This is a genomic window from Oceanobacillus piezotolerans, from assembly GCF_003665065.1.
GTDB lineage: Bacteria > Bacillota > Bacilli > Bacillales > Amphibacillaceae > Oceanobacillus > Oceanobacillus piezotolerans.
Genome location: NZ_RCHR01000005.1, coordinates 205,858 through 228,254, shown reverse-complemented (window position 1 = coordinate 228,254; position 22,397 = coordinate 205,858). Strand labels below are relative to the sequence as shown.

Here is a 22,397-nt window from a genome sequence, read left to right as displayed (position 1 = left end):
GTTTCTGAGTTGGGCGGGGGCGATGTTCTTCCGCTCGAAGGTGATGTTTCTTTGCTCAAGGACGATGCTCTCCCCCTGGAAGGCGATGTTTCCCCTCTCGAAGGTGATGTTTCTTCGCTCAAGGGTGATGCTCTCCCCCTGGAAGGCGATGTTTCTCTTCTCGAAGGTGATGTTTCTTCGCTCAAGGGCGATGCTCTCCCCCTGGAAGGCGATGTTTCCCCTCTCGAAGGTGATGTTTCTTCGCTCAAGGGCGATGCTCTCCCACCGAAGGCGATGTCTTCACATTTCTCTCTAACTTTACAAAGAGTAAAAAGGCTGCATCTATTTACAATAGATGCAGCCTGTATTCTTTATTCACCAACTGCTTGAGCAGCTGTAATGATCGCTAAATTATAAACGTCTTCTGCACTACAACCACGAGATAAGTCATTTACCGGTTTGTTCAACCCTTGTAAAATTGGCCCGACAGCTTCGAAGTTACCTAAGCGTTGTGCAATTTTATATCCAATATTTCCAGCTTCCAGGCTTGGGAATACAAATACATTCGCGTCCCCTTTAAGTACAGAATCTGGAGCTTTTTTCTGAGCCACACTTGGTACAATGGCAGCATCGAATTGGAATTCTCCATCAATAACAAGAGATTGATCTTTTTCCTTTGCAATCTTCAATGCTTCTTCTACTTTCTCTGTTTCCGGTGATTTTGCTGAGCCTTTTGTTGAGAAGCTTAGCATAGCTACACGTGGGTCTACTCCAAACAAGTTAGCTGTTACCGCACTTTCTACTGCAATTTCTGCTAAATCATTGCTGTCTGGGGCAATGTTAATGGCACAATCAGCGAATACATACTTTTCCTCTTCGCGTACCATGATGAACACGCCAGATGTCTTCTTTACGCCTTCTTTTGTTTTAATGATTTGCAATGCTGGGCGTACTGTGTCTGCTGTGGAATGAGCTGCACCACTTACTAATCCGTCCGCTTTATTTAAATAAACAAGCATCGTTCCAAAATAGTTTTCGTCGAGTAAAATTTTACGAGCGTCTTCTTCCGTTGCTTTTCCTTTACGGCGCTCCACGAAGGCTGAAACCAATTCGCCAAAAGCTTCATATTTATTAGGATCGATGATCTCACAAGAAGATACATCTACACCAACTTCTTTTGCTTTACTGTTTACCTCTTCTTTATTTCCAATTAAGATTGGGTGCACAATTCCTTCTTTGCTCAACTTCGCCGCTGCTGTTAAAATACGTTCATCTAATCCTTCGGGAAAAACAATTTTCTTATTTTTCGAAGAGATTTTCTCTGTAAGCTGCTCAAATAAGTTTGCCATGTTTTTTTTCCTCCAATGTGTTCCACTTTTATGATTTGTTTCCTTATAATATGTTAAAGGAATTTAACGAATAATTAAAGGAATTGCCTTCACATTTTAACACTTTTTGACAAAGGATTGACAATACATTAATATTACCGAAAATGGTAACCCTTCCAAGTGATAGGATACCCTAATTGTGCTATAGTAAAAATAAAGATCAATCCAATTCCACATCTCTTTTTCTTACTAAGGGAGTGGACCTATAATACATAATGATGAAGGAGAGAATAAGTATGGCAGCAGAGGCAGTTGTGACAATGGATGGCTGGTGCGTACTTCATGACACACGCACATTTGACTGGGCATCATGGAAAATTGTATCCGAACAAGAAAGACAGGAAGCAGTGGAAGAGTTTAAAGCACTGCTTGCCAAATGGGATGCAGTGGAAGAAGAGAAAAACGGAAGCCAATCCCTCTACAAAGTAGTTGGTAACAAGGCAGACCTTATGTTTATCTTCTTACGCCCTTCTATGGATGAGCTAGAAGAAGTTAAAAGAGAATTAAATAAATCGAAAATTGGAGACTTTCTTATTCCTGGATATTCCTATGTGTCCATTGTAGAAATGACGATGCATAACCCAATGGAAGGTGGAAAAGACCGTGAATTGGACCCGAGAGTAGAAGCACGCTTGAAGCCGATCCTTCCAAAATGGGAGCATGCCTGCTTCTATCCTATGGCTCGTCGTCGCTGGAAAGACGCAAACTGGTTCGAAATCTCCAAAGAAGAAAGAACACAACTATTATACGAGCATGGTATGACCGGTCGTAAATATGCTGGACTTGTAAAAGAAATTATCAGCGGTTCCATAGGGTTAGATGAATGGGAATGGGGCGTTACCTTATTTGCGCACGACCCGCTTCAATTCAAAAAAATTGTATATGAAATGCGCTTTGATGAAGTTACTGCTAAATACGGCGAATTTGGTGATTTTATTATTGGAAACTATTTACCAAAAGAGGACATAACTACTTACTTCGCGTTATAAGCAATTTAGAAATGGAAGGACTTTTTTAGTCCTTCTATTTTTTTGTCATTTTCGTATTGTAATTAACATAGATATAGGTATTGAGTTTAGGGAATGAAACAATCAGTTTTATGAAAAAACTTTTTCAGTGGAATTACTTTTTCCACTGAAATAGAAATAAACAAGGAGGGATTTAGATGACAGAGAACAATACGAATGCAAATTACGGAGCTTATCCTTACTATTACTATCCACAGGCCTACTATCCAGCTTATACGAGAACAATGCCACCTCAATCGTTTGGGCAAGGCCAGCAAACACAACAGCAAGGTTCTGATGTTCCAGGGATGTTGCCACTTCAGCAGTCTTATATTGAAAATATTCTAAGGCTCAACAAAGGAAAATTAGCTACATTCTATATGACATTCGAAGGCAATAGGGAATATAATTCGCGACAATTTACTGGAATCATTGAAGCTGCCGGCCGCGATCATATCATTATAAGTGAACCTGAGACAGGAAGAAGATACTTATTATTAATGGTTTATTTAGATTTTGTCGAGTTTGGCGAAGAGATTAATTACTTATATCCAGGGTCAGCTGGTACTGCACAGCAACAAATGGTGAGCTTTCCACCGAGATAAAACTATATATTAGAAGGAATTTTATAAAAAGAAGGAAGACAACTCTATCCTGTGTCATCCTTCTTCTTACACTTTTTCTATAAACATATCCGATTAAGGAGCGAAGATGATGCGACATCCCATGAAGAAATTTGCTTTAATTGAGTTAGTTTCATTAGGCATCGTTATCATACTAGGTACCTTCGCACTTATAAAAGGATTTCTTTTTCTTATTGTACTTTGCATCTATTTACTGTCTTTAAGTTTACTTTGTGATGGATTAATATATTATCAAAAAAATGATGTACCGCACGCTGGAAAACAAGCTATTCGTGCCTTCCTTCTGTTTATATTTGCAACTTATTTGCTCTTCTAGTTACACGTTCCTCAAAACAACTATACCGAGCAGAACCCAGCCAATTAGAAATGCAACTCCACCAATAGGAGTAATCATGGCAAAGGTCTTAATAGTAGTAAGCGAATAAATATAAAGACTGCCTGAGAACAGGATAATACCGACGAAAAACATCCATCCAGCCCAGTGTAGTCCTCCGGCTGAAATCTTGCTTAGAAGGATTCCAGTTGCCAGCAATGCCATCGTATGAAACATTTGATATTGAACAGCAGTATTCCAAGTTCCTAATTGTTTTTCAGCTAACCTTGATTCTAATCCGTGTGCTCCAAAGGCACCTAAAGCGACTGCCAGGAAGCCATTAATTGCTCCTAATATGATGAATAATTTCATGATGGTTTCCCCTTTCCATTTAGCAAGATTTTGAAAGTTGATTAAAAGTCGAAAATCGATGAGCCATTTGCATCATCTGCTTGTGGATCGTATGAACGCTTAAACGTATTGCTCTGCGTTTGACTCGTCCCTTTCTCCCCAAGCATTGCTTTTAATTCTGTTTGCGTTATCTCCGTACTTGACTCCCGTGTAACCGTATCTTCTTCTAAAAATAAGTCACATAATAATCTCACATTCTCTATATGCTTAATCACTTTCTCCTCTTGGTGCTCAAGCTCTCTTGCTTTTTGTAATTCAGCAATCATCTTATTAATGATGGTGTTATTTGAAACTGCCATTTACTACGCTCCTTCATAATCATTCCTTGGTTTATTATAACCGACGAAACATAGAAAACCAATGCAAATAACTCCAGAGATAGAAGTTCTCCAGAGTTATTAGACGCTCACAATATTTATTATTTAAAGTGTTTTATTAACTACTTGAATATTCCACATCCATATCAGGTTGTTCTTCTATATAGCGATTGTACATCCATTGCAAAAATTGGATTTCCTCTTCTTGCAATTGCCTTCCAAGTTTTTTTCTCGTTTCTTCAAACATCTGCAGAAAGCTTATTATCACGCCATATACCTCCAATACGAACACCTTATATTTTAAAGCAATTGTACATTGGTTCTTTCAGAAAATCAAGAACATAATTAATTTTTTAAAAAACATTTTAGTTTAAAAAGAGTGAGCAAAGGTTTTGCCCACTCTATATCTTACTCTTCTTTTTCATTAAACTTTGATTCTAATTCTATTATTCTTAGACGAAGTTCCTCTACTTCTTCCTTCGTTGCTAAACCAAAATCGGATGCTGTTTTCTTGACTTGATCCTTTTGTTTTGAACTCCATTCTCCGGTTTTTAAGTCACCTTTGTCAATAAAGTTCTGCATCACCGTTTTTGCTTGTTCTTGACTTAGCTCGTTTTTGTCAACTAGTTCCTTCAGCTTCTTTTCCAGCTTTTCCTTCCCGCTGATAGCTGCTCCGAGACCCAATAAAAATCCCTTTTTCAAATAATCACTCATTTACTGCACCTCCTTACGCCTTTTACGAATTAATCGATAATGCATCATTAAGGTAATGCTTATTAGTATAGTAAAGATACCTGAGATGATTGTGCCTATTACGATAAAGCTGTTAGCTGCGACGCTTAGTCCATAGGATAGTAAACTGATACCTACTATTATCATGATAAAGGATAGGATATCCAAAAGTAAATAATATTGATGTTTTAATTGGATATAGTGTTTTTCCTTATCCCATTTCCTATCCTTTTCCCCATTTTCCAAAAAGTTAAGCAATGCTTTAGGATAAGATAACAATGGCTCTGTTGCATTTTTTACATATTGCTTTGTTATAGATTCCACAATACTTCTTCTCCCAAACCAATCCTTTATGATTGGTTTGGCCCACTTGATAATATCGATCTGTGGGTTAACAGAGATAATCACCCCAACCACAATCGACATTGCCCTTAGCAAATAAGCATAATTCGCAGGCATTTGTATGGCTTGGTCTCTCATAATAACATTAAGTTCTTCATAAATCTGATCCACCACTGCAGCATCGAAATTCTTTAAGGAGCCATCCGAATATACTTCTACCGTTTCCCGGATAATACGTTTCATTTTTTTCTTGTCTGCATCAGGAAGAAGAAAGTTCATCTTGTCAAGCGCATCCACTACAATATCATAGTTTTCAATTATAAATCCCTGAATTAATAATTTAAATTGGTCAATATCTTTTTTCTTTATTTCTCCAATCATCCCGAAGTCAATAATCGCTATTTGTCCATTTTTTTGAATGAGAAGATTGCCTGAATGCGGATCTGCATGAAACTTCCCAGGGTTTAAAAACTGGTCCATATAGAATTCAAAGATGTTCTTGGCTGTCTGTTCCCTATCTATGTGGTATTCATGATAAAACTCTTGATCTGTTATTTTTGCTCCATGGATCCATTCCATTACCAGCACTTTCTTTGTGCTGAGTTCTTCATAATACTCTGGGATACGAATGGTTTCTTCATCTTTATATCGTTCCTGAAAGTACTTCCCAAAGCCTAATTCTTGTTCAAAATCTAATTCTCGATCCATGACTTCAACTAGTTCTCTATATAATGCGTTCAAATCAGCCTTTTTTCCAAAGCCTGTAAACACCTTTAGAATCCAAAATACCATTCGAAGCGCGACAAAGTCCTTATGAAATACTTCGTTAATTCGATAGCGCCGTACTTTGATTGCTACCTCTGTTCCATCATTTAAATACCCGTGATATACCTCCCCAATTGAAGCAGAGGCGATGGAAGATTTATTTATGTATTTCAAATTCGTTTCAACTTGAGTTCCCCACTCTTCCTCCAGTGTTTTCTTTGCGTATTCATAAGGCATAGGTGGTACATGGTCTACTAATTCCGTAAGTTGTTTAATAAAAACCTCTGGCATAAAATCGGTTCTTGTACTTAAAAACTGACCGACTTTAATTAGGATCCCGCCAAGCTTTTCAGCCTTCATCCGGTACTCCTTAGCCATATTAACTAAAAGCTCATTCCATTTTTTCTTTGTTTTTTCATCCCAAATGGAAGTCCGGAAATAAAAAATATATATTTTTGCAATAAACTTGATAACCATCCAAACAATCACTGTACTGCGATAAACAAGATTGTACTTTATTCTCTTCACCGATTAACACCTCAGAAATCAAGCTTTTTCTATTCTTATAACCAATATGCTGTATCTATTCCTCTTTTAACCATATAGGAAACTTCCATTTATAGACAAATGAAATGATGCAAGTTTATATTGAATAATATTTCATCTCATTGTATAATTATGCAAGAAATCACCAAAGGAAAGTAGGCTAAAGTTATTATGAAAGACTTTAAGTTAAGTACACATATAAAATTCATTATTCCTTCCCTAATAGGAATATTTTTATTTATTATCCCTGTTTCAACTGAAGAAGGTTTAACTATTCCAATCGCCTTCTTTGCTAATTGGGTACAAGCACTGTTAAGCAGTCAGCTATCGGCTATCATGATGGTCATTATTGTCTTTACTGCTGTTTTTACGTTAATCGCTAAGTTCGGCGGTGAACAAACATTTAGTAAAACACCATTCTTCCATCAATTATTCCATACTAGTGTATTCTGGACGATTACTAGAGTGCTAGCTGCTATTTTTGCTGTGATGGTCTTCTTTAGACTTGGACCCGAAGCAATTCACGGACCAAATACGGGACAATTGTTATTAGACAGTTTATTGCATGTGCTTTTTGCAGTATTTTTATTCGCAGGTTTATTTTTGCCTTTATTAACGAATTTTGGTTTGCTGGAGTTTTTTGGTACGATGATGCAAAAAGTTATGCGTCCGTTATTTAAATTACCTGGACGTTCTTCTATCGATGCTATCGCCTCCTGGATTGGCGATGGAACAATCGGAGTACTCTTAACAAGTAAACAATACGAGGAAGGCTTTTATACAAAGCGTGAGGCTGCAGTTATTGGTACGACCTTCTCTATTGTGTCCATTACATTCTCATTAGTAGTGCTTGACACAGTTGACTTAGGGGAAATGTTTGCACCATTTTATCTTACTATTGTAGTTGCTGGTTTAGTTGCAGCACTTATTATGCCGCGGATCCCACCTTTATCAAGAAAGGCGGATACCTATGTAAATGAATCGTCGGAACAGATTGATGAAAGTCTGCCAAAAGGCTATAACGTCTTAACGTATGGTTATAAAAATGCCCTTGAACGCGCCAAGAAAGAAAACAGTGTCTACAAATTTTTTAAAGAAGGCGGACAAAATATCCTAGATATGTGGATGGGTGTTGCACCTATTGTGATGGCATTTGGATTGATTGCACTTATTATCGCTGAGTATACTCCATTCTTCCAATGGTTAGGGGCACCATTTATTCCGTTTCTTGAGTTATTGCAAATCCCTTACGCACAGGAAGCATCCGAAACGGTGTTAATAGGTTTTGCTGATATGTTTCTCCCATCAATTTTAGGAGCAAGCATCGAATCAGAGCTCACTCGATTTGTGATCGCTGCTCTATCTGTTACACAATTAATTTACATGTCTGAGGTTGGCGGATTACTGCTGGGATCAAAAATCCCTGTGACCTTCCTGGACTTAATTATCATTTTCTTATTGCGTACTATTATAACTTTACCAGTTATTGCATTAATGGCACATCTAATCTTTTAAAAAAACCCCCTTATTCGCAGTGAATAAGGGGGTTTTTTTTATAGTTGGTGCTGGCTATGATTCTCTTGCCATCTCTTTTTTAACAAGGAAGCTTTACATTCAATAATTGGCTGTGAAATGAGTCTAATTGGATTACTCGACAACAGAATGACAATAAGCGCCGAAAGGACAGCAAGACCTGTAATATCCAGTACATTACTAACATCAAAAAGATTCTTCTCACGGAACCATTGAATGAAGAATCCGTGTAATAAATAGACGTATAATGTCTTTCTTCCGATATCCGTTACCCAGCCGAAGTTCTGCTGTGGAACCCAAGCAAGGATACTTACGGTCATCAATGCTGCTGTTAAATAAACAAGCAGCCTTGCTAGCCCGCCTAACTCGACCAAACCTAAGTCAACATAGGATTTAGAAGCTAATAACCAACCAGAATTAAGATCCGGGGCAATGGCTAAGGAGATACCAACTCCGATTAGTATAAAGATCGACACTAATTTTACTGCTGGCCTCTTAACCATCAGAATTTGTTTTTGCGTCAACCAATAGCCGATTAAGAAAAACGGAAAGAATACAAGTGTCCTCGATAGACTGAATGTGTGTCCGATATCACCTATATAACCAACCAATAACCCAATCAGCACTGCAAGTGAAATCCCATATTGAGGTGCTAGTTTCTTAAACCCAATCAGCAGAATATGCCAGCTAAATAAACTAAACAAGAACCACAAGGACCATTGCGGATAAAAAATGCCGGTATTCCATCCTTCCTTACCTATCCAAAAGTAAAACAATGTATATAAAATTTGAAAAATGAGATATGGAACTAATAATTTCTTGGCAAGCTTAGCAATGTAGCCTTTATCGGACGCACCTTTCGCAAAGAAACCAGATAATAGAATGAAAGCAGGCATATGAAAGGTGTAAATCCACAGGTACAGAGTATTTACGATGTGTGATTCGGAAGTAAATGGCTGAATCATATGACCAAATACGACCAGAAAGATTAACAGTACTTTCGCATTATCAAAAAATGCGTTTCGCTCCATTTTCCCTTCTCCTCCAACATAATTTATAATTGTATTATACAATTTACTCCTTTTTGAAAGAAAAATCATCTATAACCGCCCATTGTCAACGGATTGTAAGGTTGCTGAAAAAAATGTGACAATATTGTAATTGAATTTCGTGTTTAAATAGTAAATGAAGGAAATTCCCCCTTTTATTGGTATATAATAACTAACACGCTATGTTGCTTTTCCTTTCTTCTATATGTACCCCAACGTCGGAATCAAAAACACTTACCTATAAATCGAATTAAGCAGATAACTTCTCTTTTTTTCAGAAACCCTACTGTTGCTCCTGCTGCAGCTTATGTAAAAAACGCCTCCATAATGGAGACATTTATGATGTTGCCTTTTTCTTTACAGCCGTTTTTGTTTTTCGTTTTGGGTTAGCTGGTTTCGGCTTCGGCTTTTCCTTTTTGGCTCGGTCTAGTGAAGCTTGAAGGGCGTCCATTAAGTTGGTTACATTATTCGGTACCGCTTTATCTTTAGCTGTAGCAACCTGCTCAGTATTTTTCTTCTCTTCAATTAAATCGAGCAGCGATGTTCGATAATCATCTTTATATTTTTCTGGTTCAAAAGCTGCGGTTAATTGCTCAATCAGCATTTTCGCCGTATCAAGTTCCTTCGTGCCAATTTCAGTTGCTTCAGGTACATTCGGAACATCCTGGACACTCCGAACCTCATCTGGATAATGAATCGTTTCGACAACAAGTGCGTTTTTATATACTCGGATAACGGCTAGCTGTTCCTTGGAGCGTATCATCATTTTTGCTATCCCTATCTTGCCGGTTTCTTCAAGGGCTTTTCGCAATAAACTATACGCCTTACTTCCACCCTCATTCGGTGACAGGTAATAGCTTTTCTCAAAATAAATGGGGTCAATTTCCTCAAGCTTTACAAAGTCGACAATTTCAACTGCTTTATCACCTTGTTCTTTTTTAATGGCCTTTAAATCCTCTTCATCTAAAATGACAAACTTATTTTTTGCATATTCATAAGCTTTGACGATATCTTCCTCTTTTAATTCCTGTTCACATACTGGACAAACCTTTTCATATTTTACCGGTGACTTGCATTCCTTATGCAGCTGCCTTAGCTTAACATCTTTATTCTCTGTGGCTGCATGCATTTTAACTGGAATATTTACAAGCCCAAAGCTTATTGTTCCTTTCCACATCGTATGCATGAAAGAACCTCCCTCCTGAATTTAGTTTGGCAATCTGATTCACCCTGTATGCTGTAAAAAAATGGTAATCTTTTACGTTCATCATTTGGTTAAGCTAAATTAGAGGAGGTATGTTCGGATGAATATTATGAAACCGATTGTCAGTGAGGACATCCCAAATGGAGAGGAGTGGGTGTATGAAGTGAAATATGATGGATTTCGTTGTATTCTGGATTGGAATGTCGACGGGAATGTAAAGTTAATCAGTAAAAATAACACAGATCTTACGGCACAATTCCCCGAAATTGTTACATATTGTCATAATAACGAAGCAATCATTAGCAAATATTTGCCTGTTCGTTTAGATGGGGAATTAGTGGTGTTAAATAATGCCTTTCAAGCAAACTTCTCTTGGATACAAAAGCGCGGAAGATTAAAGGATAAACAAAGGATCGAGAAAGAAAGTCAAAAACGGCCTGCCGCCTTTATGGCCTTTGATATGATAGCTGAAAATGGAGTATCTTATGAGTCTAAAGCATTCCACTTGCGAAAGCAGTCATTAGAAGCCTTTTGTAATAATCTAAGTGGAGAACAATTTATTCAATATGTAAAGGCATATTCAAATTCGAATGAATTATGGAGAAAGGTCTTTGAGTACAAAGGAGAGGGAATGATTGCCAAAAGGAAAAACAGTCTTTATACGTCAGGAAAAGGACATAGAGACTGGTTTAAAATAAAGAATTGGCGAACCATTCAAGGTTTCGTGACGACTTACAACCCAGATAACGGCTATTATTCTTTTCGCGTATTTAATCAGGATGTAATCGTAGAAGTGGGAAAAGTAAAACATGGACTAGACGGAGACGCAGCTGATACCTTAAAGCAGCTTTTCTTATCGAATGGTGAATGGGATGGCAAAGTATATACGTTACCACCTGCAATATGTGCTTCTGTCCATACATTAGATTTATATAGAGAAGAGCTGCGCGAGCCAGCATTTTCCTCTCTTTTGCCCGCTATTTCTGCAAATGATTGTACCAGTCTGCAATTAAAACTCGATTTAGCAATGATTCCAGGTGAAATTTCAAAAACAGACAAAATATTTTGGCCCAAGCAGGGATTTGCAAAAGGAGATTTGCTTGCTTACTTCCGGGAGATATCTCCTTATATGCTCCCCTATTTAAAGAACCGGGCATTGACGTTAATCCGCTGCCCAGATGGGGTCCACGGTGAGTCTTTTTATCAGAAGCATCTCCCAGATTACGCTCCTCCATTTATAGAAGGCGTACCTGTTGAGGGAGGAGAAAGGCTTATTCTTTGTCAAGATTTAGAATCGCTCATTTGGTTTGCTAATCACGGTGCTTTGGAATACCATGTCCCCTTCCAGTATGTGACTAGCAAGGATCCAATTGAAATTGTATTTGATCTCGATCCACCAAATCGGGAAAAATTTCACCTAGCCATTCAAGCTGCCCGTTTTATTAAACCTATCCTGGATGACTTAGGCCTTCATTCCTTTGTCAAAACTTCTGGAAACAAAGGCATACAGATTCACATCCCTATACCTGAAGGAAGTATGACCTACGATGAAACAGCTGTTTTTACCCAGGCAATTGCCTATACAGTCGAGAATACACATCCTGACATTTTTACAACCGAACGTATGAAAAAAAATAGACAAGGAAGACTTTACATTGATTATGTCCAGCATGGAAAGGACAAAACTTTAATTGCCCCTTATTCCACTCGAATGACTGAAGAGGCAACAGTTGCTACACCTTTGTACTGGGAGGAAGTAACCGATTCATTACATCCGACATCATTTACCATAGAAAACGTACTAGAGCGTGTACAGGAATTGGGATGCCCTTTTCATGATTATTATAAGGTCGGCCAGGAGCAGAATTTAGATAAGGTGCTGCAATTAATCAGATCTTGAGAACAGAAAGGAACCCTTACAATCCGACAAAATCTGCAGTTAAGTCTATTCGGGCGCAAAGGCTTAACGAACCCGAAAGAATAATTGGTGATTTTCTCGATATAACGGCGATTATTACGATATATCGGTGGTTTTCATAATATAATGCGATTATTAAAATATATCGGCGATCCGACACGAAAAGCGCACCCTCTTGTGGTGCGCTTCTTTTACCTCAATGTTGGTTGCAGCTCTAATTCGACATTTCCCATGATGGCTCTTGATATCATACAGCTTTTCTCCGCCTTCTCGACAAGTTGTGCTACTTTCCTGTGCTCTTCCTCTGTCGCATTTGCTTGTAAAGATACAGTGGGGCGATGGATTATTTTTTTGTATGTAAAAACGCCATTTGTAACATCTACAATCCCTTCTGATTCTAGGGACATTTCATCAAGAGGTAACTTTGCTCTCTCGATCATTGCTGCCAATGTAATGATATAGCAGGTTGCCGCAGCACCCAGAAGCATCTCATCTGGGTTCGTTCCAACACCAGGCCCATCCATTTCAGGAGGAATAGAGATTTTTGTTTTCAGGTTGCCGGCTTCAATATAGCCTTCACTATTTCTGCCACCTGGCCAGTCTGCCTTTAAATGAAAATGATGTTCTGCCAATATGATCACCTCCATTTATAGTTTAACGTATTTTCCTTTCATAAACGAAACCAAATGATTAGAGAAAACGTATAAAAAAATAAGGGAGGTATGAAAAATGCCAAAAGATAAAGTGAAATATTATATAGATATTTATAACGAATTGTCGAAAGTGATAAAGTGGAAGGTTCCGGATAAACGCATTATCATGATGGCTGCCTCTATATACGTAATGAATCAAAAAGAATTTCGTATGAATCACTATCTAGAAATTGCCGATGAGCTTAAACGCCACGCTGGGTTTTTCTCTCCGATGAAATCTTATTTGCGGTTTACCGTAGCTGCAATGCTAGATGTTAATTTCGACAATCCGTCTAAAGAAATCCCGGAGCTATACCATATTTATGAAAAATTCCGACAAAATAAATTCAGTTCCAGCTCCCATACTTATATTGCTTCTTCACTGGTATTAACGAGAAAACAAACGAGCACTTCCTCAGTTGATGATGTAATTAAAAGGTCGAAGGCAATCCACGATAAAATGAAAAAGAACCATGCCTTTCTTACAGGGTATGAGGACTACCCATTAGCAACTTTAATAGCCTACCATACTGAAACGAATATTAATGATAAGGTAGAAGGCTTTTACAACGAATTAAATAAAAATGGCTTTCGAAAAGGAAATCATCTACAATTCCTAAGTCATATCCTCGTACTGGAGGAGGATAAATCTCCTGTTTATCTTGTTAGTCGCTGTACTTCTATTTTTGATACATTTCGTCAAGCAAACATTCGTCCGAAAGCCTCACACTATTCTGCTATTGGCCTGCTAGCGCTACTACCTTCCAATGCATTTGACATGAATGAGGTAGTAGACCTATACCAAGCTTTAAACGAACATATTAAATGGCAAAAGGATATGAATTTGCTTTTAGCTGTTTGTTTATATGCAACTGAAAAATTGGATGCAAATATAACCGAAGCTGGGATACATACCGTTATGGAGGCTATCATTCAAGCACAACAAGCGGTTATCATTTCAAGCATCACAGATATTAGTTCGAGCACTTCCAGTGATTCAGGAGGCGGCGGGGATTAAGGACGAGCCTCTATTGTTCGTCCTCTATCAGCTCCTTCAGGATAACTGCCTGGTTTTCCTCCTTATCCTTCGCACCATAGAGTAAAATAATCTTTTCCTTCTCTTTTGCCAGCCGCTTCAATTCCTTTACATTCTCCCGTTGTTCCCCATTCTTCAGCTCCTCTTTATACTTCCTTCTAAATTCAGTAAAATCCATATCGCCTTGATGAAATGACTTTCGCAATTCATTAGATGGAGCAATTTCTTTCAGCCAGTAATCAAGTTTTGCTTCTTCTTTAGAAATCCCTCTTGGCCACAGGCGGTCGACTAGAATCCGTACTCCTGTCCCATTTTGATTTTTATCATAAATACGCTGTAACTCAATCATATAAACCCTCCTCTTTAATTTAGATTCTTACAACTAAAACACTACCTTAGAGAGTGGAGTTTTTCCAATAAGTGGCGCACTGGATCCAGAGCACTAGTCCATAGCAAATTCACTCAGCAAAAAGAATCAAGTTCAACGGTTAAACAAAAAGCAGCCCCCTATTCGGAGACTGCTTATAAATATTTAGTGCTGTTCTTGTTCTTTTTGCTCGTTTTTCTTCGGTCCAGATGCAAACCATCCAACGACAGCAATGAGAACTAGTACACCATAGAAGATTAACTTCCATCCGGTAGAATGCGGGAAATCATGAGGAATCCAAGCAATAGCCGGATGAGCCATTACCATTACCGCTAATTTCACACCCACCCAGCCAACAATCACAAATGCTGCGATTTCCAGTGCTGGTCGTTTATGAAGGATATCTACAAAGATATTAGCTGCGAATCGCATAATGATAATACCAATCATACCACCAGCAAATACGACTGCAAATTGTCCTGCATCTAGACTTCCAATTGTCCCAAGCCCAGTTGGTGTCAGAGCTACAGCAAGTGCCACAGCAGCTAGAATAGAGTCTACCGCAAAAGCTAAGTCTGCAAATTCCACCTTAACAACCGTCCACCAAAATTCGCGTGGAGATGCTTCGTGTACCTCTGCTTCTTTGATTTTCTTTTCTGCATCTTCAACACTGTCTTCTGGCTTCTTTGGCCGGAACCGATCATACAGGTTCTTAAATGACATAAATAGTAAGTATAACGCTCCAAGTGCTTGTACTTGCCATACATCAACAAGGAATGAAATGACAAATAATGATCCCAAACGGAGTACAAATGCTCCAGCTAAGCCGTAAAACAGGGCTTTTTTACGTTGCTTTTCGGGAAGATGTCGTACCATGATTGCTAAAACTAAGGCATTATCAGCTGCAAGTAAACCTTCTAAGGCTACTAGCACAACTAATACCCATAAATACTCAAGAATTAATTCTGCTCCCATATTCACTCTCCTAATAAAATAAAAATGGTCCTTACCAACAGGTAAAGACCATAAAATGGACAGACCTTTACCTGCGGGCGGTAAAGGTCTCGCTAACAACGAACGTTGCCAATCAAGCCGGAGATAAGATCTCGTAATGACGACTTAAATTGTACAGCTACTCCCCTTTAAGGAATCATATCTTCTAATATTAAACACGTAAATACTAGAATTGTCAATCTTGGACCTTACCATGGGATATTTATTTTACTATACTTTACCCCAATCCAAAATAATTATGCCATGACTGTCATTGTACTTTTTATAAGACTATCCATCTCCTGCTTCAGTTCTTCCAGCTTTACTTCAGCATCTTGTTTATCTTGTCCACAAACGCCATAATAATATTTCAGCTTCGGCTCCGTTCCTGATGGTCTTAAGCAAACCCAGGCATTTCCTTCTAATATAAACTTCAGCATATTTTCTTTAGGTAATTCCAGACGATCTGTTTGGTTATCACCTAATACGGTGCGCTCCTCGACTAGATAGTCTTCGATGGCAACTACTCTAAATCTCCCTATCGCAGCGTTCTCTTGAAGGCGAATTCCCTCCATCGTTTCACTTATCTGTCTAGCACCCTCTTTGCCATTTAAGGTAAGCGAGGACATACCTTCAAGGTAATATCCATGCACTTTGTATATATCATCCAGTGCATCTAATAATGTCTTTCCTTGCCCTTTCCAATAAAAAGCCATTTCAGTTGCAGTCACCGCTGCTTGAACGGCATCCTTATCTCTAACAAAGCCGCTGATTAAGTAGCCATAGCTTTCTTCAAACCCAAAAATAAACGTCTCGCCAGTGGAATCAAATTGCTGGATTTTCTCTCCAATATATTTAAAGCCTGTTAATGTATTTATTAACTCGACTCCATAAGAATCTGCAATTGCTTCCGCTAATTCCGTTGTCACAACCGACTTGACAATCCGGGCATTTTTAACGATTGATAAATTACTGTGCTTTAATATATACTCCAGAAGCAGCACACCTAGTTGATTACCTGTTAATACCTGATAATCTCCTGCTTTGTTTTTTACGGCTACGCCTAGACGATCCCCATCAGGGTCTGTAGCAAGTAAGATATCAGCATCTTTCTGTTTTCCTAAATCCATTGCCATTTCAAATGCTTGATGTTCTTCTGGATTAGGAGACTCGACAGTTGAGAACTCAGGATCCGGCACAGCTTGCTGCTCCACAACATGAACATTCGTGAAGTTTAACTGTTCTAACCCCTTCGTCACAAGGTCATAAGACGTCCCATGTAGTGGAGTAAAAACGATACTCAAGTCTTTTTTCTTAGATGCAAAGCTTGAGCGCATTTGAGAAATATATTTTAACCGTTCCAAATAGGCATGGTCGATTTCATTTCCAATCCAATAGAGCAATCCTTCTTTTTCCAGGTCACTTTGTTCCTTTATGCTTATAGACAACTCATCCTTCACTTGGTCGATATACTGAACAATTTGATCAGCTTCCTGCGGGATGATTTGTCCTCCGTTTTCGTTATAAACTTTTAGCCCATTATAATTTGGCGGATTATGGCTCGCCGTTATCATCATTCCTGCAGCCGTATTTAAGTACCTTACAGCGAAGGAAAGAAGTGGGGTTGGGTGGATGGATTGAAATATGTGCGCTTTAATTCCATACACTCCTAGTACTTTCGCGGCTTCTAAGGCAAATTCCCTCGACATATGTCTTGAATCATATGCGATGACAACACCACGGTCTCTCACGTTTACTCGATGTACAAGCAGATAGTTCGCTAATCCATCCACCGCTTTTCTTACTGTATAAATGTTCATTCGGTTTGTTCCAGCTCCAAGAATTCCTCGCATTCCGCCTGTACCAAATGATAATTCTTTATAAAAAGCATCTTCTAATGCCTGTTCACTCTTTTCTTGGTCCAATTCAAATTTAAGCTTTTCATCCAGTTCACTGTTTAAGCTCCATTTTTGATAGACTTGTTCCCAGCTTCTCATTCTAGCTTCCTCCATCAATTTAGATGCTCAAATTTTAACACATTTTCATCTATTAAACTATACTTCCGTTTAGCAATCCCGTTAATTGGCAAAAATATAATTAAAATCCGTCTCAATTCTTTCTATAAAGGTTGTTTATGGTTTATTATAATAGTGGTGATTATATCGGAAAGGGCTGACTGGTTTGACGCATAAACGTTGGTTTCAAGCATTAATCTTCTCAATTCTATTTTTTCTATTAATCTTGTTAATTTATTATACCAATTTCATCTTTATCCCTATATTTAAATATATCGGAGCCATTGCCTTTCCATTAATTGGGGCAGGGATTCTATATTATCTTACACGGCCGCTTATGGTTTTCTTTGAAAGGCGTTTACGAACAGGACGAATTGGAGCAATTATCCTCGTGTTTATCGTTATTTTAACGGTATTAACCGTCTTTATTACCTATGTATGGCCGATTATTGAAGAGCAAATAACCAATTTAGTATATGGCATACCTGGCATGATTGCTGTTGTTGAGGATATTGTTTATTATATACAAGCTAACTATGCAAGTATTCCTGATCAAATTATTGTAGCTGTTAATGATTTCATGGGAAATATACCACAGCACGTTCAAAATCTCCTTGATCATTTATTTGGATTTTTAGGCAGTATTATCGGTCAAGTCGTAAGTATTGTAGCAGGCTTAGTGATGATGCCTTTCTTCCTTTTCTTTATGCTAAAGGATGGGGAAAGATTAGTTCCATTCATTATCCAAATCTTTAAGAAGAAAAAAGCGGATAATATTAGAAGCTTGCTTAGCAAGATTGATCATGTTTTATCTTCCTTTATACAGGGCCAGCTTTTTGTAAGCTTCTGTGTCGGTGTCATGCTTTATATTGGTTATATTATTATTGATTTAAACTATGCATTGCTGCTCGCCTTATTCGGGTTAGTAACAAATGTTATTCCGTATCTTGGCCCATTTATTGCAGTTACTCCTGCACTATTAGTTGGGACTATACAGGACCCAATCAATTTCATATGGGTAGCTATTATTATGATTATAGCCCAGCAAATTGAGAGTAATTTAATTTCGCCAAATGTAATGGGGCAAGCACTCAATCTTCATCCAATGACCGTCATGACAGTGGTGGTTTCTGCGGGGAGTATAGCTGGCTTTCTGGGTATCCTGTTTGCGGTGCCAGTTTATGCTGTAGTAAGAACGATTATCGTTCATTTTTATCAGACCTATGTTGAATCTAAAGAAAATAAAGAAGAAGCCCTTCTTTAAAACATAACTGCAAATTAAGAGGCTGGGGCAAAAGTGTTTTATCAAAAGAAAGAAAAATCCGAACGATGCTTAGTGGAGAAATACCGTTCCGGAAATATACTTCGCTTTCCGCGGGCAACGTCTCAGCCTCGGGCCAACAGGACGTTGGTCACAAAGGCGTTGCCCCAGGATGGGGCGATCCTAGCCTTTGAACCTCCCACACTTCCTGCGGGGTCTTCGCTTGTTGCTTTTCCCGCAGGAGTCTACGTATATTTCCTCCACTAACTTGGTGCTTCGTTCGTTTTTTGGATTAAAACATTTCGTTATGTCCCAGCCTCTTTGTCATCGGAGCAACTATGGAAATAGGAGGGTCAACTTTCCTCGATGTTAAACAACTAAGGAGAATATAGAGTAAACAATTTGGATAAATGGCTGCTTGCATAATGAATCGGAATAACCAGATACTATTTTCTTAGAAGGTCGCCCTTTATTACAGAAACTCGAGCAGACTTCTATCATAGTTGAACCGAGATACAAAGAAGTTGAACAAACATGCTAAAAAGTCGAACCAGATTCTTTTAATGTTAATCCGAGTTTAAATAAGTCGAGCATAAGCCTCTTTAGTTCCTCATGCTCTTACTAATCCAAGTGAACATTACAAAGACGGTATATCCAAATCGGAAACTCGTGTGTATGTTAGTACCTCACTTATTTTCAAAGTGATATACAATAGATGAACCTACCACTTCATAGCCGATTTTTTTATAAATCCCATTAGACGTTTTATTTTCCCTGTCAGTATAGAGACTGCAGAAGGAAAATCCCTCATCTAATAACTTCTTACTTAATGCAGCTACCACATTTGTCGCGTAACCATTTCGCTTAAATTCATCAGGTGTATATACTGCATTAATCGTTGCTCCGTTTTTTGTTTTTCTTGATTGATTTGCCATTGAAACAGGCTTCCCGTCTACTACCCAGAAATACAATGAACCATTCTCGATATACTTTGTTGCCATTTGATCTGCCTTAATTTCTGACATTGGTTCATTGGCCTCTTTCCCAAAATGAATAAGCCATCTTTTGACCAAGTCGTGGTCCGCCTTGGCTGCAGGGAGCATTTCTCCATATCCATCTATCTGAACCTGCACTTTCCTTAGCTCGTAAACTAGTTGGTGCATATGAATCGCAGCTGTTACCCTTTTGCGTTTCGTCCATTCCTCTACAAACGCTTCCACCTTTTCAACTGGACCTAATACACCTGGAACCTTAATTCCTTTGTTATAAAAATTGGCTGCTAACATACTCGCTGATGCTTGATTTGGAGAATCAATATCTGCAAGAATCCAATTATTTGGAGGTGTTTGCATAAAGGCATCGGTAACTATGCCATTTTCTTCGATATATCCAAAATGCACATCCCTGCTTATCGTTGTTTTAAAGTAATCTAATAAGCCAAGAATGAGATTATTGCTTGCTTCTTTTTTCAATAACAAGGCTTCCACTTTTTCTATATATGTATGAATGTTTGGTGAGAACACAATCTTCATGGATTTAACCTCCCCCTTTTTCATATCATAACGAAAATTTCCCTTTTGTAAAGTCCGTAAGATTAGTAAACTTAATCCCTGCAACCTAGGGGTTTACAGCCTATTAATACATGATAGACTGGAAATAGAGGTGATTCAACGTGACAAAAAAAGAGCTGGAAGCAAAGTTAGCGGAGCTAAAGTCTGACTATGTCCGCATTCAGAGTGATTTGGACAAACTGGAATATGTAGAAGGACGTATTTCATCTGCACAAAAACAATTAATTCGTTTAGAGGATGAAATTGCAGAGGTTAACCGTCAATTAGATGAAAATGAAGAGTGAACCAAGCTGGTTCACTCTTCATTTTTGCGAACAGTTTCTAACTTTACTTTTATTTTCTCCTGCTCTTTTATTGGAGGTGTTAAGCTAACAATTTTATCACCAACAGAAGGAACAGTGCGCATTTCCTCTGAGAAGAATTTTAATACACCTGCAGATGTAATTAAATATAAAAACACAGTCGATTCATCTTTATCATCCAAATATTGCTTTAAACCATATTTCTCTGTTAAGGTTGTTTGTCGCAATACAAAGCCTGCATCTAGCTTTTCATTTAAGATATCTAATGAGAATTTTTTATCAAAGAGGATCCTGCCCCCAACCTTCGAAACCACTCCGCTTGAGTAACCATCTTTATAATGCGTATATGGACTGATTTTAAATACATTTGTTCTTCCATATTCAGGTAAGAATGTCGTACAGGCCAAGGAGTTATATGCATCGTCATCCGTGATAGCTAGCAGATAATCATATGGAATGGTATCCAGCATATGCTCGGTCTGTTCGGAGAGCATATCCCCATGGTAAAAAGGCACGGCCGCTTTTCTGGCATGACTAAGATTTTCCCAAGCGGAATCAACAATGATCACAGGGATGTTGGACTCGTTCAATGACTGAGCAAGACGAGCGGTAAATGGATTGCTCCCAATGATCAGGGCACCTGGATTGCCTTCTGAAGATAAATCCAGCTTTCTTGCTAACCAGCCGATGGAGAACCCATGAGCGAGAACAGTTATAAAGACTAATGCAAAGGTAAGTGACGTTAATATTTGAGCATCTTCATAGCCAGCATCAAGTAAGATGGCAGCGAAATAACCGGATACCGTTAATGCCACAATTCCTCTTGGCGCAATCCAGCCAACGAGCGCTTTTTCATTGAAAGAAAGCCCTGTACCAATGGTGGAGAGAAAAATAGAAAGTGGCCTAACTAGGAACATCATTAATAAAACATACCCAATAATGTTCGGACTAAAAATTTCTAATAGCGTTTCTACTTCCAGTGATGCTGTTAACATAATAAAAATAGTTGAAATTAACAGCACAGAAATATTTTCCTTGAAGTGACGCATATCAGAGATCGAGCTTATTCCCATATTAGCTAATGTAATCCCCATCGCCGTTACTGCTAAAAGACCTGTTTCGTGCATGACAGTATCTGCTAGCGTAAAGCAGAAAATAACGACAACAACAACAAAGGGTGATTTAAGAAATTCAGGAACATGCCCTGTTTCAAACATCCATCCAAGCCCTTTACCCAGCGCCCATCCTAGGATTGCAGCGAAAATAGAAGCTGCGAAGAATAAGAGCAGCTGCGTGCCATCTGGATCATCAGCCGTTATGACCGTAATAATTTCAAAAGCAAACACTGCAACCAACGCACCAATCGGGTCTACGACTATTCCTTCCCATTTGAGAATTTTTGCTGGCCTTGGCTTAAGCTTTGCCTGTCTCAATAATGGCATAATTACAGTTGGACCAGTTACTATGAATAGTCCACCAATAACAAAGGCTACTGCCCAAGATAATCCTGCGACATAATGTGCCGTTAAAGAACCGGCTATCCAGGCGATAAATGCCCCAAGAGTAGAAATTCGAAATACTGGTCTTCCTAATCCCCTTAGCTCTTTAAAATTTAAATTCAAGCTGCCTTCAAATAAAATAATAGCTACAGCTGCAGATATGATTGGACCATACATATCGCCAAAGTGTGCTTGCGGATCTAGAATCCCAAATATCGGCCCGACTAATAAACCGGTAATAGACATAACAACGATTGCTGGCAACCGAAATTTCCAGGCAACCCATTGCGAGCCAATCCCTAATATACCTATAATGGCTATTTCAAATAACAATGAAGGAACCATTCCATCCCTCCTTACGATTTTTGTATAAGGTTATTTTATAGATGTGGAGAAAGAATGTAAATTAATTATGTGCGATTATAAAAAATCCAGAAATAAGAAAAAAGTGTAATTTCCGATAGGACAAGCATTTAAATAGCTGTTTTTAACCGTCTCTGCTCCTCCTTTAAG

23 protein-coding genes are annotated in these 22,397 nt (G+C 38.4%); 9 read left to right on the top strand and 14 right to left on the bottom strand.

Features of this window, described 5'->3' with window-relative positions; translation table 11 throughout:
• Positions 1 to 9 precede the first annotated feature (9 nt).
• Complete coding sequence (locus D8M04_RS14965) at positions 10 to 369, top strand: hypothetical protein (protein WP_121524216.1); 360 nt, start codon at positions 10 to 12, stop codon at positions 367 to 369.
• Here the strand turns inward: D8M04_RS14965 and pta are convergent.
• Positions 351 to 1,328 (bottom strand): phosphate acetyltransferase, encoded by a 978-nt coding sequence (gene pta / locus D8M04_RS14960; RefSeq protein ID WP_121524215.1) that lies wholly within the window; start codon positions 1,326 to 1,328, stop codon positions 351 to 353. The two genes, D8M04_RS14965 and pta, sit on opposite strands and share 19 nt — an antisense overlap.
• Before the next feature lie 275 nt (positions 1,329 to 1,603).
• On the opposite strand from pta, the gene hemQ reads away from it, so the two are divergent.
• The 3 genes from hemQ (at position 1,604) to D8M04_RS14945 (ending at position 3,334) form a co-directional block, all read left to right on the top strand.
• Positions 1,604 to 2,356, top strand: coding sequence for a hydrogen peroxide-dependent heme synthase (gene hemQ / locus D8M04_RS14955; protein WP_121524214.1), 753 nt, complete (start codon positions 1,604 to 1,606; stop codon positions 2,354 to 2,356).
• Positions 2,357 to 2,532: 176 nt separating this feature from the next.
• Positions 2,533 to 2,979 carry a spore coat protein GerQ gene (gene gerQ, locus D8M04_RS14950; protein WP_121524213.1) on the top strand — a complete coding sequence of 149 codons (447 nt, stop codon included), beginning with the start codon at positions 2,533 to 2,535 and terminating at the stop codon, positions 2,977 to 2,979.
• Positions 2,980 to 3,088: 109 nt separating this feature from the next.
• On the top strand, positions 3,089 to 3,334 hold the full coding sequence (locus D8M04_RS14945) for a hypothetical protein (protein WP_121524212.1): 246 nt from the start codon (positions 3,089 to 3,091) through the stop codon (positions 3,332 to 3,334).
• On the opposite strand, the gene D8M04_RS14940 is transcribed toward D8M04_RS14945, so the two are convergent.
• The 5 genes from D8M04_RS14940 to D8M04_RS14925 form a co-directional block, all read right to left on the bottom strand.
• Positions 3,335 to 3,703: a DUF423 domain-containing protein gene (locus D8M04_RS14940; RefSeq protein ID WP_121524211.1), complete on the bottom strand. Its 369-nt coding sequence runs from the start codon at positions 3,701 to 3,703 to the stop codon at positions 3,335 to 3,337.
• A 41-nt stretch (positions 3,704 to 3,744) separates the two neighbouring features.
• Complete coding sequence (locus tag D8M04_RS14935) at positions 3,745 to 4,041, bottom strand: YwdI family protein (protein WP_121524210.1); 297 nt, start codon at positions 4,039 to 4,041, stop codon at positions 3,745 to 3,747.
• A 136-nt stretch (positions 4,042 to 4,177) separates the two neighbouring features.
• Positions 4,178 to 4,327: a hypothetical protein gene (locus tag D8M04_RS20050; RefSeq protein ID WP_158595141.1), complete on the bottom strand. Its 150-nt coding sequence runs from the start codon at positions 4,325 to 4,327 to the stop codon at positions 4,178 to 4,180.
• Between the two features lie 140 nt (positions 4,328 to 4,467).
• Positions 4,468 to 4,773 carry a phasin family protein gene (locus D8M04_RS14930; protein ID WP_121524209.1) on the bottom strand — a complete coding sequence of 102 codons (306 nt, stop codon included), beginning with the start codon at positions 4,771 to 4,773 and terminating at the stop codon, positions 4,468 to 4,470.
• Positions 4,774 to 6,426, bottom strand: a complete 1,653-nt coding sequence (locus tag D8M04_RS14925; RefSeq protein ID WP_246001278.1) for an ABC1 kinase family protein — start codon at positions 6,424 to 6,426, stop codon at positions 4,774 to 4,776.
• Between the two features lie 189 nt (positions 6,427 to 6,615).
• On the opposite strand from D8M04_RS14925, the gene D8M04_RS14920 reads away from it, so the two are divergent.
• A complete protein-coding gene (locus D8M04_RS14920; RefSeq protein ID WP_121524208.1) occupies positions 6,616 to 7,959 on the top strand; it encodes a YjiH family protein in 1,344 nt (447 codons plus the stop codon).
• 38 nt (positions 7,960 to 7,997) lie between these two features.
• On the opposite strand, the gene D8M04_RS14915 is transcribed toward D8M04_RS14920, so the two are convergent.
• On the bottom strand, positions 7,998 to 9,008 hold the full coding sequence (locus D8M04_RS14915; protein ID WP_121524207.1) for an acyltransferase family protein: 1,011 nt from the start codon (positions 9,006 to 9,008) through the stop codon (positions 7,998 to 8,000).
• Positions 9,009 to 9,363: 355 nt separating this feature from the next.
• On the bottom strand, positions 9,364 to 10,212 hold the full coding sequence (gene ku, locus D8M04_RS14910; protein WP_121524206.1) for a non-homologous end joining protein Ku: 849 nt from the start codon (positions 10,210 to 10,212) through the stop codon (positions 9,364 to 9,366).
• A gap of 118 nt (positions 10,213 to 10,330) precedes the next feature.
• Here ku and D8M04_RS14905 point away from each other — a divergent pair, with 118 nt between their 5' ends.
• Positions 10,331 to 12,130 carry a DNA ligase D gene (locus D8M04_RS14905; protein WP_121524205.1) on the top strand — a complete coding sequence of 600 codons (1,800 nt, stop codon included), beginning with the start codon at positions 10,331 to 10,333 and terminating at the stop codon, positions 12,128 to 12,130.
• Positions 12,131 to 12,339: 209 nt separating this feature from the next.
• On the opposite strand, the gene D8M04_RS14900 is transcribed toward D8M04_RS14905, so the two are convergent.
• Complete coding sequence (locus D8M04_RS14900; protein ID WP_121524204.1) at positions 12,340 to 12,780, bottom strand: OsmC family protein; 441 nt, start codon at positions 12,778 to 12,780, stop codon at positions 12,340 to 12,342.
• 97 nt (positions 12,781 to 12,877) lie between these two features.
• Here D8M04_RS14900 and D8M04_RS14895 point away from each other — a divergent pair, with 97 nt between their 5' ends.
• Positions 12,878 to 13,858: a DUF4003 family protein gene (locus D8M04_RS14895; protein ID WP_121524203.1), complete on the top strand. Its 981-nt coding sequence runs from the start codon at positions 12,878 to 12,880 to the stop codon at positions 13,856 to 13,858.
• Between the two features lie 10 nt (positions 13,859 to 13,868).
• Here the strand turns inward: D8M04_RS14895 and D8M04_RS14890 are convergent, their stop codons facing one another.
• The 3 genes from D8M04_RS14890 to D8M04_RS14880 all read right to left on the bottom strand — a co-directional run bounded on the left by D8M04_RS14890 (position 13,869) and on the right by D8M04_RS14880 (position 17,233).
• A complete protein-coding gene (locus D8M04_RS14890; RefSeq protein WP_121524202.1) occupies positions 13,869 to 14,225 on the bottom strand; it encodes a DUF488 domain-containing protein in 357 nt (118 codons plus the stop codon).
• Between the two features lie 183 nt (positions 14,226 to 14,408).
• A complete protein-coding gene (locus D8M04_RS14885) occupies positions 14,409 to 15,218 on the bottom strand; it encodes a TerC family protein (RefSeq protein WP_121524201.1) in 810 nt (269 codons plus the stop codon).
• Between the two features lie 275 nt (positions 15,219 to 15,493).
• Complete coding sequence (locus D8M04_RS14880; RefSeq protein WP_121524200.1) at positions 15,494 to 17,233, bottom strand: phospho-sugar mutase; 1,740 nt, start codon at positions 17,231 to 17,233, stop codon at positions 15,494 to 15,496.
• 184 nt (positions 17,234 to 17,417) lie between these two features.
• Here D8M04_RS14880 and D8M04_RS14875 point away from each other — a divergent pair, with 184 nt between their 5' ends.
• Entirely contained in the window at positions 17,418 to 18,515 is a 1,098-nt protein-coding gene (locus D8M04_RS14875) for an AI-2E family transporter (protein ID WP_121524199.1), read from the top strand.
• 683 nt (positions 18,516 to 19,198) lie between these two features.
• Here the strand turns inward: D8M04_RS14875 and D8M04_RS14870 are convergent.
• Complete coding sequence (locus D8M04_RS14870; RefSeq protein WP_158595140.1) at positions 19,199 to 20,044, bottom strand: GNAT family N-acetyltransferase; 846 nt, start codon at positions 20,042 to 20,044, stop codon at positions 19,199 to 19,201.
• Between the two features lie 140 nt (positions 20,045 to 20,184).
• On the opposite strand from D8M04_RS14870, the gene D8M04_RS14865 reads away from it, so the two are divergent.
• The gene (locus D8M04_RS14865; RefSeq protein WP_121524197.1) at positions 20,185 to 20,367 is read left to right on the top strand and encodes an SE1832 family protein; all 183 of its coding nucleotides are present in this window, start codon (positions 20,185 to 20,187) and stop codon (positions 20,365 to 20,367) included.
• A gap of 11 nt (positions 20,368 to 20,378) precedes the next feature.
• Here the strand turns inward: D8M04_RS14865 and D8M04_RS14860 are convergent, their stop codons facing one another.
• The gene (locus D8M04_RS14860; protein ID WP_121524196.1) at positions 20,379 to 22,229 is read right to left on the bottom strand and encodes a cation:proton antiporter; all 1,851 of its coding nucleotides are present in this window, start codon (positions 22,227 to 22,229) and stop codon (positions 20,379 to 20,381) included.
• Positions 22,230 to 22,397: the final 168 nt, after the last annotated feature.

What these genes read in the sequence shown, in the direction of transcription:
- pta (WP_121524215.1), bottom strand. Translation starts at nt 1,328, where the DNA reads ATGGCAAACTTATTTGAGCAGCTTACAGAGAAAATCTCTTCGAAAAAT.
- hemQ (WP_121524214.1), top strand. Translation starts at nt 1,604, where the DNA reads ATGGCAGCAGAGGCAGTTGTGACAATGGATGGCTGGTGCGTACTTCAT.
- gerQ (WP_121524213.1), top strand. Translation starts at nt 2,533, where the DNA reads ATGACAGAGAACAATACGAATGCAAATTACGGAGCTTATCCTTACTAT.
- D8M04_RS14945 (WP_121524212.1), top strand. Translation starts at nt 3,089, where the DNA reads ATGCGACATCCCATGAAGAAATTTGCTTTAATTGAGTTAGTTTCATTA.
- D8M04_RS14940 (WP_121524211.1), bottom strand. Translation starts at nt 3,703, where the DNA reads ATGAAATTATTCATCATATTAGGAGCAATTAATGGCTTCCTGGCAGTC.
- D8M04_RS14935 (WP_121524210.1), bottom strand. Translation starts at nt 4,041, where the DNA reads ATGGCAGTTTCAAATAACACCATCATTAATAAGATGATTGCTGAATTA.
- D8M04_RS14930 (WP_121524209.1), bottom strand. Translation starts at nt 4,773, where the DNA reads ATGAGTGATTATTTGAAAAAGGGATTTTTATTGGGTCTCGGAGCAGCT.
- D8M04_RS14920 (WP_121524208.1), top strand. Translation starts at nt 6,616, where the DNA reads ATGAAAGACTTTAAGTTAAGTACACATATAAAATTCATTATTCCTTCC.
- D8M04_RS14915 (WP_121524207.1), bottom strand. Translation starts at nt 9,008, where the DNA reads ATGGAGCGAAACGCATTTTTTGATAATGCGAAAGTACTGTTAATCTTT.
- ku (WP_121524206.1), bottom strand. Translation starts at nt 10,212, where the DNA reads ATGCATACGATGTGGAAAGGAACAATAAGCTTTGGGCTTGTAAATATT.
- D8M04_RS14905 (WP_121524205.1), top strand. Translation starts at nt 10,331, where the DNA reads ATGAATATTATGAAACCGATTGTCAGTGAGGACATCCCAAATGGAGAG.
- D8M04_RS14895 (WP_121524203.1), top strand. Translation starts at nt 12,878, where the DNA reads ATGCCAAAAGATAAAGTGAAATATTATATAGATATTTATAACGAATTG.
- D8M04_RS14890 (WP_121524202.1), bottom strand. Translation starts at nt 14,225, where the DNA reads ATGATTGAGTTACAGCGTATTTATGATAAAAATCAAAATGGGACAGGA.
- D8M04_RS14885 (WP_121524201.1), bottom strand. Translation starts at nt 15,218, where the DNA reads ATGGGAGCAGAATTAATTCTTGAGTATTTATGGGTATTAGTTGTGCTA.
- D8M04_RS14880 (WP_121524200.1), bottom strand. Translation starts at nt 17,233, where the DNA reads ATGAGAAGCTGGGAACAAGTCTATCAAAAATGGAGCTTAAACAGTGAA.
- D8M04_RS14870 (WP_158595140.1), bottom strand. Translation starts at nt 20,044, where the DNA reads ATGAAGATTGTGTTCTCACCAAACATTCATACATATATAGAAAAAGTG.
- D8M04_RS14860 (WP_121524196.1), bottom strand. Translation starts at nt 22,229, where the DNA reads ATGGTTCCTTCATTGTTATTTGAAATAGCCATTATAGGTATATTAGGG.